A 15328-nucleotide genomic window follows, 5' to 3' on the forward strand; every position below is an offset into this window, starting at 1 on the left:
TGTCCGCCGGCAGTTCAGAGGCGCAGACCTCGGCGGCCTCCCGGTAGTCGCTGGAGAACGGATCGACACCGCCGTCCGCCGGTTACCGGATCTGACGCGGATGCCCCGGCCGGTCGCGCCCCGCTTCCGGTGGACTGTCCGGCTCCGCCTGACGGCGCTGTACGGCACCCTCTTCCTGGCCACTGGCGTGCTGTTGCTCACCGTGACGTACCTGCTGGTGGCCCACACCCCTCCCTGGGCCGGAGTCGAACCGCCGGCGCCGCCCGAGCTGGTGCCGTCGAACAGTGGGGTCGCCGAGCCGCAGGTGCCGCTCGACGACGACCTGGGCCGTCAACGCGCCTCGGACCTGCAGCAGTTGCTCGTGGCGTCCGGGATCGCGCTGGCGTGGATGACCTTCGTGTCGATCGGCCTTGGCTGGCTCATGGCCGGGCGCGTGCTGCGCCCACTGCACACGATGGCGGTCACGGTGCGGTCGATCTCGGCTCGCGACCTGCACCAGCGGTTGGACGCGTGTGGGCCCGCCGACGAGGTCAAGGAACTGGCCGACACCTTCGACGGGCTGCTGGCCCACCTGGAGGACGCCTTCGAGGCTCAACGCCGGTTCGTGGCCAACGCCTCGCACGAGTTGCGCACTCCGCTCACGTTCGAACGAAGCGTGCTGGAGATCGCACTCGCCGATCAGGAGGCAAGCGTCACGGACCTGAGGGACGCGTGCCGGCGGGTGTTGGACAGCAACCGGCAGCAAGGCGAACTCATCGAGGCACTGCTCACCCTGGCCCGCAGTCAACGCGGCATCGAGCGCCGCACCGAGTTGGACTTGGCCGTGCTGGCCGGCACGTTCCTGGCCGCCACCCGGCCCGACGCCGCCGGGCCACGCGTCGAGGCCGAGCTGAGCCCGGCGCCGGTCTCGGGCGATCCGGCCCTCGTGGAACGGCTGCTGGCGAACGTGGTGGACAACGCCATGCGCCACAACGCCGAGGACGGCTGGGTCACCGTCCGGACGGGCGTACACGCCGGGCGGCCGACACTGCGCGTGCGCAACAGCGGACCGGTGATCCCTCCCGCACAGGTCGCCTCGCTCCTGCAACCGTTCCAAAGACTCCACGCCACCCGGCTGCAAGGGCAGGACGGATGGGGCGTGGGCCTGTCCATCGTCGCCGCCATCGCGGCAGCCCACGATGCCCGTCTGGACATCACCCCGCTGCCCGCCGGTGGCCTTGACATGGGGATCGGCTTCCCCCAGCTTCCGCCGGAGCCGGGAAACGGCCACCCGTGAGCCCCATCGCACGTGCGGCGCCGCACCCCCGTACCTGCGCGGTGAGGCGGGTGGCGAGGAGAGCGGCCTGTTCCCCCGCCGACACGGTGCTGGGCTCAGCCGGCCTCGTGTTCGCCGATGACCCGGCGAATCATGTCCGCCAGGCCGCGCAGCCACTGGGCTGCCACCTCGTCGGACGCCTCGTCCTCGAGTACCCAGTTCGCATCCCAGGCGACCAGCCTGGCGAGGACGCCCTCGGGGGCGGGTCGTTGAGGAGGTCGTCGATGGCCTGCGCGTCTCGCCGCAGTCCCGTGGTCTTGAGTCGGGCGGTCTGCTCGACGAGAGCGCGGACCTCGTCGAGACTCACGGAATCCTCGGCGTAGATGCCGAGGAACTCGCGTACCCGCTCAAGCGGAGGTTGCGATGGTTGGTTGAACTTCGCACGGAGTCTGTCTGGAACACTCATTGTTCGGCCGGTGACGTGAAGGTGGGGAAGGCGGTCAGAAGGAAGAAGTGAGGCGGCGTGCCCGGGATCAGTCTGAGTGTAATGGTGACCTCACTTGCTTGGACGTAGCGCGCGACGCGAGGGTGGCCCGGTCGGTACATGCCCTCGTTGTAGAACCCCTCACCCACCAGGTGTTCCGCGTCGAAGGTTTTTCTGTAGGTGTTCCTGTCACTCAGGGCGAGTTCGGAGCGTATGTCATCCCAGTTGTCCCTGATGTGGTCATTGATGGTGCGATTCATGACTGATTCGCTGATCCAGCGAAACGACCGGTTCTCGGCACCGCGCCACGGGGGATCTCCGTAGATCCTCCCCTCGATCGTGATCGTTCCCGTGTTCCTGCCGCGCAGGGGGATGGCGGGGCCGTGGCGATCCGTCGTGTGCGCGTTGTTCGCCGCGTATGTCGCGTCGTTCTCGGCGACGTTGAGGCGGGGAGGCAGGTCGGGGAGCGCATCGTAGATCGCCACTGCCTCACGGAGTTCGATCTCGGATTGCGCCGCGTCCACGCGGGCGGCGGCATCCGCCCGGGTTTCCCCGGGGCGTGGTGCCGGGGTCAGATCCTGCTGGAGTTGGGTGTCGGTCCGGCCCGAAGCGTCGTATACGGCGGGCGGTGCGGGCGGTGGCGCTGGGGGCGGTATCGGCGGGGAGGCGCCGGCACCCTGGAGCTGCGGGGTCGGCGGTATGCCCTGGCCGGGTCGGCGGCCGGGTTCCGGTGGCGGTTCGGCTGCGGCGGGCGGCGCCGTCGGAGGTGGTGGGGGCGGTTTTGGCGGGGAGGTGCCGGCACCCTGGGGTTGTGGGGCCGGCCGGGTGCCCTGGCCGGGTCGGCCGCCAGGCTTCGGCGGTGGTTCGGCCGCGGCGGGCGGCGAGGATCGCAGCGCTGGTGAGGTGCCGGCACCCCGGGGCTGCAGGATCGGCGGTATGCCCTGGCCGGCCGGGCGGCCGGGCTCCGGCGGTGGTTCGGCCGCGGCGGGCGGCGCCGGCGGAGGGGCCGGGGGCGGCATCGGCGGGGAGGCGCCGGCACCCTGGGGCTGCGGGATCGGCGGGATGACCATGGCCGAAGGGCGGCCACCGGCCCAGTAGTTGTACAGGGCCCAGCCGGCCCAGCCGAGGCCGGCGGCACCGCCCAGACCGGCGGCGCCGACCCAGGGCGCCGAGGAGTGACACCCCGGGTCGGACGAGTCCTCGAGGAGTTCGGCGAGGTCGTCCCCGTCGTCGGCGCGTGGGGCCTGATGCCGCTCCGCGTAGGTGAGCCCGCCGCAGGCAGCCTCGGCGTGGCCGGCGCCCAGCAGCAGCGGCACCGCAGTCCAGCAGGCCACGGTCGCGAGCTTCGCCAGCGCGGCGACGGCGCGGCGCCTCACGACGCCACCCCGGCATGCGGCCCGAGGAGCAGCATCGCGCCCTCCGCCTTGAGCCGCAGCACGCGCTCGCGCAGCCGCGCCTCGTCGCGCGTGTCGTAGGGGTCGACCTCGCCGCGGGAGGCGTGCCATTGGTGCATGCCGAGCTCGAACTGGGCGGCGTGCAGCCGGGCCAGGCGACGGTAGGCACGCAACCCCCCGCCGCGCCGCAGCGCGTCGACCTTGACCCGAAACCGGCGCGCCGGGTTGAGCAACACCGGCAGCTCGGCCCACAGGACCGCGCCGTGGCCACGCGCCGCCTCGGCGGACAACTCGACCGCGAGCCCGGCAGCCTGACCGCGCAGCCCGCGCCGCAACAGCAACAGGTAGAGCACCAGCAACGGCCCCTGAAGCAGGAGGATCGCGATGGGGAACACCACCAGCACCCAGACCGCGTCGCTCGCGTCGGGGAACCAGTCGGGCACTGCGTGCTGGATGTAGCGCAGCAACAGGTTGTTGGTCGCGTGGGTGCCCATGGCGGCCAGGAGGCCGCAGGCGATGACCGCCCGGCGTGCGCCGGGCGTCCGGAGCTGGCGCGCTATGCCGAAGCCGGCGCCGGTCGCCGCGGCGAACGCCGTGTGCGCGGCCATGAGGCCCAGAGACTGCCGCAACCAGTACTGAAGGTTGCCGTAGACGCCGTCGCCGGAGGTGATGTACAGGACGCTTTCCATGTAGTTGAAGCCGAGCCCGGTCGCGGCCCCGATCACGACCCCGGAGACCACGCCGTCGAAGTGGCGGCGGAAGAGGAGGAACAGCACCGCGATGGCCGCGCCCTTGCCCGGTTCCTCGAACACTCCGGCGCCGACGTACACCGCGGTCTGCACGGTGTGGTCCAGCTGTAAGGCCCCCATCTCGGGCGTCCACAGGTAGTTGTAGAGGTACGAACCGAGCCAGGTGCCCATCGTGGCCCCGAAGCCGCCGCCCATCACCAGCCCGCCACCGAAGGCCGCCAGCGGCATCCACAACGGCATCCTGCGGTACCGCTGCGCCCCGTGGACGGCCAGGACTCCGAGCACAGTGCTCGGCAGACACCCCAGGAGCACCAGAGTGGTGAGGCCGGGCGAGACGAAGATGTTGGTGACCGCCACCGCGACGGCCGCGAACGGCAGCAGCAGCAACACGCCGACACCGATCTGGCAGCCCTTGACGAGCCTCCCGGAGCGCCCGGAGGCCACCAGGGCGACGAGGCCCACCAGGGCGGCGGCCGACCAGCAGGCCGGGAAGCCGTAGACCATCAATCTGCCGAGCGGCCCGGCGCGGACCTGGTCGATCACGCTGAACGCCCCGTCGTTCAGCAGCGTCAGCTCGGGGCGGTTCAGGTCGATCAGCATCTGGACGCCCACCACCACGTGCATCAGCACAAGGATGAGCAGCACAGCCCGGGCACGGGTGTCCCGGTGCGGGGCCGTGGCGGGCATGGGGGGCGCGCCGGGTGGCGGCCACTGCGGCGGGGGCGACAGGGACGACGGGCTCGCATGCACGGTCACGGTGCCCCCGAGAACCCGCCGAGGCTGTCGCTCGGCAGCGTCCACTCGCCCGTCGGGAGATCGGAGAAGATCGACGGGTCGATGGTCGGGAGGTCCGTCAGGTAGTCCGTGGGGAAGCCGGTGGGGAAGCCCGTCAGGTAGTCCGTGGGGAAGCCGGTGGGAAAGTCCGTGGGGATGTCGGTCGGAATCCCCGAGGGCCAGGCTGATGGCACGGGCGTGTCGGGTAAGCCGTTCAGGTCTGGTTCGGTATCGATCACCAGCGCGAAGAGCAGTGCGACACACGTCGACACGGTTCCGACGAGCAGGCCGTAGATGGCGAAGAAGCGTACGTGTGGTCGCCGTTCGTACCCAGGCCGCTCAGGCAATGGACTCGGCCGCTCGGCTCCGTCCAGCCCTGCCATCGGCTCCGCCGGGGGCTGCCCCGGCGTCGGGGGCCAGGGAGACACCGACGGACCCGGGTGTTCGCCGGGCACGTGAGAACCGCCCCCACCGCTGCCTGTATGAACCACGGCACTACCTCCGTCAAGCGAACGCACAGCATAACGAAGGGAGTTGCGCACCTGAAGACCGTCTGCCGGCGTCGGGACAAGAGACCGCCAGGAACGGACGAGCACTGTCATGGCGCCATCAACATTGTCACCGAAGCCGACGATTCGGGCGGCGAGGAGACGCGGCGGACAGTTCCACGATTGACACCCGAAAGCCGCATATCGGACGCTCGGGGTCCGAGACAAAGGGCTTCAGTCACACAGAGGCCCCCTCCCTTGCGGGAGGGGGCCTCTGACCTGTGGAGTTAAGGAGAATTGAACTCCTGACCTCTTGCAGCCATGCAATCCAGCCCCCGCCAGAGCAGCCCACATCGGCCCACTGACCTGCACGAACCATCCCCCGGCATCCACCACCGTCCGCGACGCTCCATGCCCGTTGTCACTCACTTAGTCACTCACCCCGCCCCTCGGCGTTTGCCACCGCGCCGATGGTCGCGGGCAGCATCCTCTACGCCGGCTGGGACCTCTCAGAGCCCGGGAACTCAAAGCCGAACCGCGTCGACCCCAAGATGCCTCTCGGCCTCGCGGACCTCCCATTCGGAGTAGTCACCGGGGCCGGTGGCCTGGTCGCCCCAAGGGCTGGAACGCGAACACACCCCTTACCGAGATCAGCCCCTGGCAGGTCTCCCACACATCCGGCCCCACCGTCTCACCAACCCACTCACTCATCGCCACACAACGAACCTGGCTCTGCCGCTCACGCGGCAGGGCCGGAAACCAGGGTCGTCATGGCTCTTCCAGGCTGATGGCCGGACGCCACGAGAACGCCTGAAGAATCGGGAAGCCGGCGGTCAGCGATTCGAAGGCGGTCGTCGCGGGTCCCCCGGACGATGTGGATGGTGCGGATGTGCGGGTCCTTGGCCTGCTTCATTGACTTCAGCCGAGTCTGCGAGGCGTACGAGCGGGTTACCCGGCAGCGTCACCGTCGAGGTCCAGGCGGATCAGGGCCAGTGCCTCGGCGATTTCGACGGTCACTTCGTCGCTGGGGCCGAACACCATGCACATGTCCTGATGGAGCGGTTCGAGCACCTGCCGGGCTTCGGCGGCTCGGCCCTGGGCGAGCAGCAGCACCCCGATGTTGTGCCGCAGCTCCACCGCTTCCTCGCTCACGTCGCTGTCGACGGCCCGCACGACGTTCAGCACACCCTGCAGCGCGGCGAGCGCCTCGGTGACCTGACCCAGTTCGGCGCGGCACCGGGCTGCCTGGGCGCGGCAGGCGCGGGACTGCTCGCCGGTGGGTCCGGAGATGCGGGTGTAGGCGTCGGCGAGGGCTTCGAACTCGGGCAGGGCGGCCCGATAGTCGCCACCGAGGAGGCGGATCGCCGCACGCTGGCGACGCAGCGCCAGCACGGGCCTGCTCTCGGAGCCGAGAGCGAGGGCCGCGGGTTCGATGATTTCGCCGAGCACCTCGGCGGCCTGAGCGAACCGCTCCTCTTCCAGCAGGGCGTCGGAGTGGGCGTACGCCTCCTTGATGTCCTCGCGCAGTTGGGCGGGAACGGGCACCGGCTGGGCTCCTGGAATGACTGCCGTGGGCGGCAGACCTTCAGGTGCGGGACCCTGGGCACGGGCGCGGGGCGCGAACGGGCGACGGAATACGCCCGTCGGGTCGGGTGCGCCGACCGGCCCGGCGTCGGTCGTGCCGGGCTCCTGGCCCGGCGTCGGGAGGAACGGCAGCAGCCGCGCGTACACCTCCTGCGTATCGGCGGGCCGCGCCTCGGGCGCCTTGCGCAGCAGGTGCAGGACCAGCTCCTCCAACGCCTCCGGGACGTCGGGCCGTAGCTGTCTCAGTGGGGTGGGAGCGGCATTGACGTGTTGGTACATCAGCAGGTACTCGCTCTCCGCCTCGAAAGCGAGTCGACCGCTGAGGAGTTCGTGCAGCACGCAGCCCAGCGCGTACAGGTCGGTCTGCGGGGTGATGCGTCCGCCGCGGGCCTGTTCGGGCGACATGTACTGGTGGGTGCCGATGGGGCTGCCGGTGGCGGTCAGTTTGGTGACGTCGGTGCGCAGGATCGCAGCGATGCCGAAGTCGAGGACCTTCACTGTGCCGTCGCGTGCGATGAGGATGTTGCCCGGCTTGAGGTCACGGTGGATCACCGGGACCTCATGCGCGTGCGACAGTACGGTCGCGACCTGCGCGGCGACGGCGACCGCCCAGCTGATCGGCAGTGGTCGGCCGGGGGACAGGTAGGCGGTCAGGGGGAGACCGTCGACGAGTTCCATCACCAGGAACAACCGCTCGTACGACGTGTCGAGCACCGCGTCGTACACCTGCGGTACGCCGGGGTGCTGGATACGCGCCGTGATGCGGGCCTCGCGGCGGAAGCGCTTGGCGAACTCCTCGGCCAATTGGGGTGAGGTGACCGACGCCTGCCGGATGAGCTTCACGGCGACGGGCCGGTCGAGCACGGCATCGTAGCCGCGCCACACGTCGCCCATGCCGCCGTGGCTGAGCTCCTCCAGGAGTTCGTAACGGTCGGAGATCGCCTCCTGCGGCACCTTGCCCCCGGTATGCGTGATGAACGGTTACGGTCAGGGGCCAAGTGTGACCGCTGTGTCGATCTGCCGTCCAGCAGCCTGCTGCGATAGGGATTTGATCGCGACGGTCGGCCACGAGCAGGGGGGCGCGGAGCCTGGTCGGTCTCCGGTCGGCAGGCCGTACCGCGCCCCGATCTCGTGCCTGGCCGCCCATGCGCGGGTGCCGGCCCCGGCGGTCGGCAGCCTCGTGGCTACTTCACATCCTTGGCCAGCACGGCGACGGCGACCTTGCCCACCACCGTCGTCAGGACGTAGTTGGTCGAGCTGCTGAAGGCGACACCTACGCCGGCGGGAATCGCCTTGGCCATCGCCTTCTGGGTGAAGGTGATCGACACTCGCTTGAACAACTGCTTGATCGTGACCAGGACCGGCCCCCGCAGGTACTGGTAGACCAGCTTCTCGGCGATCTTCAGAACTGCCGCCTTGCCGCCCTTCGCGGCCATCTGCTCCACCGAGCCCGCCAGCGCGAGCACGAAGGCCAGTTGCTTCTTGTCCTCGGCGCTCAGCTCGGTCTCGTACACCTCGACCAGACACATGCACATGTCGATCTGGAGCTTGAGCGCCGCGGCGGTATCGGTGATACCGCCGCCCAGGACTGCGACCGCCGTTCCGACCCCCGGGATCGCGCTCGGGGCTGCGGTGACCGCGCCGGTGACTGCCGAAAGTTTGGAGTACCGGCCAATGATCTTGGCCGCGATCCGGCGCTTGTCCTCCGGACTCTCGGGCTCCCGCTTGAACTTGGCCTTGAAAGTCGCCCGGTACCCGTCCACGAGTCCAGTGGCCGCCTCTGGCGTGATGGCGATCTTCTCGACGGTCTTCTGAAGCCGAGACTCTTCGATCTCATCTCCTGCGTGGCTCATTGTTTCCCCTCCCGATCCGCCGCACCTCACGAAGAGGGCAACGTGAACTGCTCATGGTCTGGTATGCGGAAATCCAGTGGTGAGCAAAGCCGGTTCCAGAGCCTGACTTTCACGATGTCGCTCTCGCGGTGAGCCAGGTCAAGAGTGGCCGCGGCCGGTGCCTTGGCATATCTCCAGGGAGCGTCGCGCCGCTCCAGCAGGTCGCCCCGGTCGGCACTTCCGAACGGGGCGTACACATCAGATGTCGTCGTCCAGGCCCTCCTCACGGCGGATCATCCGCCAGGCGGCCTTGCGTGCGCTGCGGTCCAGACTGGACTTGAAGCCCTTGTCCGGGCCGAAGTACTGGCGGCCCATGCCCGTGATGGTGTCGATGTGGTCGGCCATCTTGTCCGCGAAGACGTTGTCGAAGACGAGGCCGAAGTTCTCCTCGTCGTTGACGACGGCCGCCGCCCGCACCTTCGGGTCGGCCTTGGCCTCCTCGAACGGGCGGATGACGTCCTGCTCGGTGAACTCGGTGCCGAACCGTTCGTTGAACTTCTCGATCAACTCGGAGAGCAGCGACTTCTCCGCCTCCTTCCCGCCGCCCGAGCCGTCGCCGAAGCCCTGCATCGTCGCCGGCCCCTCGGGGGTGAGGGACACGTCGTACTCGCCGGTCTTCTCCACCCGCAGATGGCTGAGGTCGACCTCGCCAATGTCCACGCCGCCGTCCGCGCGGCGCGGCAGCCGGTTGAGGAGGTAGCGGCCGTAGAGGTGCAGCCGTTCCAGCTCTGCGTCCTGGTAGGGGACGATCTGCGCGAGGAAGCCGTACTTCCTGACGTAGTCGTTGAGGTCGCTGCGGAACCCCTCCGCCGTCTCCTGGTCGTCCTCGTCCTCGCTTTCGAGCAGGTGCGTGAAGCGGGCGACCGCCGGGGCGAGCAGCCGGTACAGCTCGGCGTGCAGCTTCTCCCACTTGGACTGCGAGCCCGCCGCCTTCTCCTTGGCGGCGAAGTAGGCGGCGGCGAACTCGTCCATCTCCTGCCCGGACAGGATCGCTGCCTGCATGACCCGGCTCTGCGCGGTGTAGAGCAGGTTGGGGTCGGAGGGGAGGGTGTTCGCCTCCTCGAAGTACGGGCGGAAGGACTCCTGTATGTCCTCGGCGTCGTTGACGAAGTCGAGGACCGCCAGGTCGGCCTGGGTCTTGCGCTCGGCGGTCCGGTTCAGCCGGGACAGGGTCTGGACGGCGGAGATGCCGGTCAGTGACTTGTTGACGTACATCGTCGTGAGGAGCGGCTGGTCGAAGCCGGTCTGGTACTTCTCCGCCACGACCAGGATTCTGTACTCGCGCTGGCCCGGACCGCCGGCTCGGGCGGCCTTGTCGTCGGCGCGCGTGTACGCGAACGCCTTCGGCAGCGCGCTCTCCGACAGCCCGCCGTTCTCCTTCGGCTCGGTGGTCTCCTCGCCGTCCACGGTGAGCGAGCCGGAGAAGGCGACGAGGACCCCGAGGTCGGGGAACTTGGTGTCGTAGTCGCGGTCCTTGATGTAGCTCTTGATGGCGCGCGCCATCTGTACGGCGGACTGCCGCGAGGCGGTCACCACCATCGACTTGGCCCGCCCGCCGAGTCGGCCCCGGCTGTGCGCCACGAAGTGCTCCACGATCACCTGGGCGTGCTGGGCGACCGTCGAGTCATGGGTCAGCGCGTACCGGGCGAGCAGGCTGTTCGCCTTCGACGGGTCGACCTCCCGCTCGTCGGGGTTCTGGTTCACCAGCTTCCAGTACGTGTTGTACGTGACGTAGTTGCGCAGCGGGTCGAGGATGAAGCCCTCCTCGATCGCCTGCCGCATGGAGTACGTGTGGAAGGGCCGGTAGGTCGCCTTGCCGTCGATGTCCTGGAGCGTGCCGAAGAGTTCGAGTGTCTTGGCCTTCGGCGTGGCGGTGAACGCGAAGTAGGAGAGGTTCGCGGCGCGGGAGCGCTGCTCGGCCCGCTTCTTCAGCTGTTCGTCGAGGGTGGCCTCTTCGCCCTCGGCCTTGACCGTGGTCGCGCCCGCGTCGTCCGAGTCGGAGTCCAGGCCGAGGTCGCGCAGGGCGGACCGTACGGCGGTGGCGGCGTCGCCGGACTGCGAGGAGTGCGCCTCGTCCACGACGATCGCGAAGCGGCTGCCCTGGATCTCGACGGGGTTGCGCTGGAGGTAGTCGAGCAGCGCCGGGAAGGAGTGCAGCGTGACGGTGACGATCTTCCCGGTGTCGCGGGAGAGTGCCTTGGCGAGCTGCTCGCCCTTCGCCCCGTGCTTCTCGTCGATTTTCACGACGAGGCCCGCGGTCTGCTCGAAGCTGCCGACCGTCTCCCGGAGCTGCGCGTCCAGGTTGCGGCGGTCGGTGATGACGATGACCTTGTCGAAGACCGGCACGCCCGGCTTGAGGCCCTTGGCCACGGCCTCGGCGTCGAGCTCCGACGGGTCGGTCGGGGTGTGCAGGTCGCTGAGGCGGTGCGCGAGCCAGCCGATGGTGTTCGACTTGCCCGAGCCGGCCGAGGCCATGACCAGGTAGTCGTGGCCGGCGCCGTGCGCTGCGGCGTGCGCGGTGAGCTTCTTGACCGCGTCCCACTGGTGGAACCGGGGGAAGACCATCGCTTTGGTGGTGCCGCCACCGGGCGTCTTGCTCTTGTGCAGGTGCACGAACCGCTGGAGCAGGTCCAGCCAGTTGTCCGGCTGCCAGACCTGCTCCCAGAGGTAGGAGGTGGCGTACGTGCCGTACGTGGTCGGGATCGGGTTTCCGGCGCCGCCCGGCTGACCGGGACCGTTGGAGCCGGTGTTGAACGGGAGGAAGCGGGTGTTCTTGCCTTTGAGCCGGGTGGCGACGAAGACCAGGTCCGGGTCGACGGCGAAGTTCGCGACGACCCGACGCGTGAAGATCAGCTCGGTGGGGTCCCGGTCGGTGCGGTACTGCTCCTTGGCCTGCTCCACCCCTTGCTTGGTCAGCGGGTTCTTCAACTCGGCCGTGGCGACTGGGATGCCGTTGAGGAAGAGGGTGAGGTCGAGCCGGTTGCCCCAGTCGGCCTGCTTGGTCGCGTATTCGAGTTCGCGGACGACGGTGAGGCGGTTGGCGCGGTAGCCGTCCAGCACGGAGTCGTGGGCGACGAGGTTCGGCTTGAAGTACGCGACGCGGAGCAGGACGCCCCGGTCCTTGACGCCGTTGCGGAGGACGTCGAGGAGGCCGTTGGTGGCGATGGCCTGGTCGAGGCGAGTCGCGAAGCCGCGCTGCGCCTCGTTCGGGTCGCTGCCGTAAACAGTGAGCAGCTCGTTCCACTCGTCGGGCTGGGTTGCCCCGATGAAGGTGAACAACTCGTTGGTGTCCAGACCGAGATCGGCCCGGTAGTCCTGCGGGCGAGCTTCACGCCAGCCACGCTCGACCATGGCGGCGACGATGGCATCACCGAAGGCGGACTCCGTGTGGATGGGACTCATGGCTACGCGGTGACTCCGTCCGTTACGTTGCGCCCGCTGGCGGTGGAAATGTCGAACTGGCCGGTTACAGCGGCGGTGATGAGGGCTTGGCGGCGTTCGGCGAGGAGCTGCTCCTGGCGATCCAGTTTGCGATGCAGCAGGTCCAAAGCTCCGACCCTGACGTCAAGCAGGTGAACAATCTTGTCCTGCTCTGCGCGGGGAATAGAGGGGATTGGGATTTGCTTCATGGCACTCACATTGAAATGCGCTTGGATACTGCCGACAGAGTGCTCCGTAACCCGTGCACTGGCATAGCCAGAATTCAAGACATATTGCAAGTACCTCGATGCGAGCTTCTTGCCGGGCCGCACAACGATGAGGTCGATGCAATTCGCCCCGTCCAACTCCGCTGGTACCACAGCTGCTGCACCTGCCTGGCCCGTGCGCACAACGACAACGTCGCCGGCATTGATTCGAGACTTGCGGTTCTCAGCATGCCCTTCAGCACTGATTTGCACGAGGTCGCTGGTACTGATGAAACCAGGCTTGACGTTCAGGCCCCGTAGCGCGGGAGTCCCACCCGCTTCTACATACCACTTGGCTGGAGTGATGACGATTCCAACGGTGACATCGGCCACCAGATACTTCAGAGGTACCAAAGTATCAGTCGTCTGCGCACGCTCAAGGCCCAGCGTCGACTCAATGACCCGTTCCCTCTTGAGTGCCAGCAAACTCCGCATCTGGCGGCGCTTCAACGCTAGCTGGTCGATACGGGCGGTCTCGGCGTCGAGGAAGTCGGCGATGCGGCGCTGTTGCTTCAGAGAGGGAAGCTCCACTGGGAGATCGCGCAGAAAGCTGTCAGGCACCCGCTGCTGCCCCGCTACGCCGTACATCTCAGCCTCACCGAGCTTGAGGAACCTGTGTGTGTTGACGACGTATAGGAGAAACCTGGGGTCGATGTGCGGCCCGGGCCGCACGACGTGCAGCTCGGTCGTGCCCGCACCCACCCCGCCGAGGAGTCGGCCGATCAGTACAGCGCGGCCTGCCTCGAATGTCGGCGTGATCTTCGGGACCAACACGTCGCCGTCTTGAAACCGCGTGTAGCCCGTAGCGACCGATGCTTTGGGACGGCGTCGTGTGATGTCAAGGCGGTTGCCGGGCCAGACGGCTTCCATCGGAAGGAAAGTCAGCTCGTCCTCGTCGGCAAGACGATCGAACGCGAGGGTGAGCGGGTTGACCTGCGCCAAGTGGCGAAGCCGTACGGTCGTCACTCGGTCACCTCGCCCAACAGCGCCTGAATCTCCGCCTCCAGTGACTTCAACTCCGCGTCGATCTCCGCCAGCGGCCTCGGCGGCTTGTACACGTAGAAGTGCCGCGTGAACGGGATCTCGTAGCCGATCTTCGTCTTCGTGTGGTCGATCCACGCGTCCGGCACGTGCGGCAGCACCTCCCGCTTGAGGTACTCCTCGACGTCCTCCCCCAGCGGAACGTTCTCGTAGTCCCGCAGGTCCGTGTCCGGCTCCGGCGCGCCCTTGACCTTCTGAACCTCGCCCTCCGGGTCCCGTGCCCCAACCGCCTCCCGTACCGCCTTCGCGAACGGCGCTCCCGACGGCCACGTCAGCCCGGCCGCGACCACCGCGTCCTTGAGGGCGATGAACGCCTCGGATTTCGTCGGCCAAGACGAGCCGAGCAGCGTGCGGACCGCCGTGACGAACTCCTCGCTTCGTTCCAGCCTCGCCACTGGCTTGGCCTCCGCCAGCGCCGTCAACGTCTCCTCCGTCACCTCGAAGCGAAGCTTCAACGGCCGCTCCACGGTGATGCGCTGGTAACCGAAGTCCTCGTTGGCGAAGACCTTGACCTTGCCGTGCAGCGGGTGGTCCGCGTCACCCGCAACCTGCAACGCCTCCGCGTACAGCCGGGTGATGTCGCCGATGTGATCGGGGCGGCCGTTCGTCCCGTCGCCCAGCTCCTTGCGCTTGTCGCCGAGCGACTTGCGCATCTTCACCCACTGGTCGCGCGCGTCCAGCAGGACGACCTTGCCCTTGTGGTCCTTGTCCTTGCGGTTCGTCAGAATCCAGAAGTACGTCGAGATGCCGGTGTTGTAGAAGAGCTGGTCGGGTAGGGCGACGATCGCCTCCAGCCAGTCGTTCTCCAGGATCCAGCGGCGGATGTTGGACTCGCCGGACTCGGCCGCGCCTGTGAACAGCGGGGAGCCGTTGAAGACGATGGCGATGCGGGAGCCGCCCCCGCCGTTCACGTCCACCGGCTTCATCTTCGAGATCATGTGCTGGAGGAAGAGCAGCGAACCGTCGTTGATACGCGGCAGGCCCGCGCCGAAGCGGCCGGCGTCGCCGAGCGACTTGTGCTCGTACTCGACCTCGTCCTTGACCTTCTTCCACTCCACGCCGAACGGCGGGTTGGCGAGGATATAGTCGAACTTGCGGCGGGCGTGGCCGTCGTCGGAGAAGGAGTTGCCGAAGCGGATGTTCTCCGGGTCCTGGCCCTTGATCATGAGGTCGGACCGGCAGATCGCCCAGGACTCGGGGTTGAGTTCCTGCCCGTACACCTCGACGGTCGCGTCCGGGTTGAGGGCCTTGATGCGGTCGTCGGCGGCGCTGAGCATGCCGCCCGTGCCGCAGGCCGGATCCATGACCGTGCGCACGACACCCGGCACGGTGAGGGCGTCCGCGTCGGGTGCCACCAGCAGGTTGACCATCAGCTTGATGACCTCGCGCGGGGTGAAGTGCTCACCCGCGGTCTCGTTCGACTGCTCGGCGAAGCGGCGGATCAACTCCTCGAAGATGTAACCCATGTTGTGGTTGGGCACAACGTCGGGGTGCAGGTCGAGGTCGGTGAACCTGCCGATGACCTGGTAGAGCAGATTCGCGCCGTCGAGCTTCCTGACCTGCTGGTCGAACTCGTACTTGTCGAGGACCTCGCGGGCGTTGTCGGAGAAGGCGCCGACGTAGATCTGCAGGTTCTTCGCGGCGTTCTGCGGGTCGGCCGCGATCTTCCGCAGCGTGAGGTCGCTCATGTTGTAGAAGGAGTGGCCCGAAGCCCTGCGCAGGAAGTGGCCGGTGTCGATGTCCTGGCCCGCGAACCTGGCGACGGTCTCGACGACCTTCTCGCGCGTCGGCTCCAGGACGCATTCCAGGCGGCGCAGCACCGTGAACGGCAGGATGACCTTGCCGTAGTCGGACTGCTTGTAGTCGCCGCGCAGGAGATCGGCGACGGACCAGGCGTGGTTCGCCAACTCCGTGTGCTTACTGCTGTTCAAGAGGTCCCGGCTTCCTTCCGAAGAGCACCGCCCGAATGCGGGACGGCTGG

General features: G+C 68.2%; 9 protein-coding genes. 1 reads left to right on the forward strand and 8 read right to left on the reverse strand.

All coding sequences use genetic code 11. The annotated features are described in order from the left end of the window. Positions 1–100 precede the first annotated feature (100 nt). Entirely contained in the window at positions 101–1276 is a 1176-nt protein-coding gene (locus EMA09_RS08110; protein WP_129840299.1) for an ATP-binding protein, read from the forward strand. A gap of 441 nt (positions 1277–1717) precedes the next feature. Here EMA09_RS08110 and EMA09_RS08115 read toward each other — a convergent pair whose 3' ends face one another. From EMA09_RS08115 to EMA09_RS08150, 8 genes are all read right to left on the reverse strand, one after another. Continuing rightward, on the reverse strand, positions 1718–2263 hold the full coding sequence (locus EMA09_RS08115) for a hypothetical protein (protein WP_129840301.1): 546 nt from the start codon (positions 2261–2263) through the stop codon (positions 1718–1720). An 848-nt stretch (positions 2264–3111) separates the two neighbouring features. Further along, positions 3112–4506, reverse strand: a complete 1395-nt coding sequence (locus EMA09_RS08120; protein WP_168220667.1) for a PrsW family glutamic-type intramembrane protease — start codon at positions 4504–4506, stop codon at positions 3112–3114. A gap of 128 nt (positions 4507–4634) precedes the next feature. Next, positions 4635–4850, reverse strand: a complete 216-nt coding sequence (locus EMA09_RS08125) for a PT domain-containing protein (protein WP_129840305.1) — start codon at positions 4848–4850, stop codon at positions 4635–4637. Between the two features lie 1242 nt (positions 4851–6092). Next, positions 6093–7682: a serine/threonine-protein kinase gene (locus EMA09_RS08130; protein WP_129840307.1), complete on the reverse strand. Its 1590-nt coding sequence runs from the start codon at positions 7680–7682 to the stop codon at positions 6093–6095. A 230-nt stretch (positions 7683–7912) separates the two neighbouring features. After that, entirely contained in the window at positions 7913–8581 is a 669-nt protein-coding gene (locus tag EMA09_RS08135; RefSeq protein WP_129840309.1) for a hypothetical protein, read from the reverse strand. Between the two features lie 237 nt (positions 8582–8818). After that, positions 8819–12022, reverse strand: coding sequence for a type I restriction endonuclease (locus EMA09_RS08140; protein ID WP_129840311.1), 3204 nt, complete (start codon positions 12020–12022; stop codon positions 8819–8821). A gap of 2 nt (positions 12023–12024) precedes the next feature. Further along, a complete protein-coding gene (locus tag EMA09_RS08145) occupies positions 12025–13272 on the reverse strand; it encodes a restriction endonuclease subunit S (protein ID WP_129840313.1) in 1248 nt (415 codons plus the stop codon). Beyond that, the gene (locus tag EMA09_RS08150) at positions 13269–15278 is read right to left on the reverse strand and encodes a class I SAM-dependent DNA methyltransferase (protein ID WP_129840314.1); all 2010 of its coding nucleotides are present in this window, start codon (positions 15276–15278) and stop codon (positions 13269–13271) included. Before EMA09_RS08150 ends, EMA09_RS08145 begins: the two co-directional genes overlap by 4 nt. Positions 15279–15328 lie beyond the last annotated feature (50 nt).

It is taken from the genome of Streptomyces sp. RFCAC02 (assembly GCF_004193175.1).
Classification (GTDB): domain Bacteria; phylum Actinomycetota; class Actinomycetes; order Streptomycetales; family Streptomycetaceae; genus Streptomyces.

Bases quoted from the DNA above. Each gene is read 5' to 3' on its own strand.
- EMA09_RS08110 (WP_129840299.1), top strand. From the start codon at position 101: ATGCCCCGGCCGGTCGCGCCCCGCTTCCGGTGGACTGTCCGGCTCCGC.
- EMA09_RS08120 (WP_168220667.1), bottom strand. From the start codon at position 4,506: ATGCACGTGGTGGTGGGCGTCCAGATGCTGATCGACCTGAACCGCCCC.
- EMA09_RS08135 (WP_129840309.1), bottom strand. From the start codon at position 8,581: ATGAGCCACGCAGGAGATGAGATCGAAGAGTCTCGGCTTCAGAAGACC.
- EMA09_RS08140 (WP_129840311.1), bottom strand. From the start codon at position 12,022: ATGAGTCCCATCCACACGGAGTCCGCCTTCGGTGATGCCATCGTCGCC.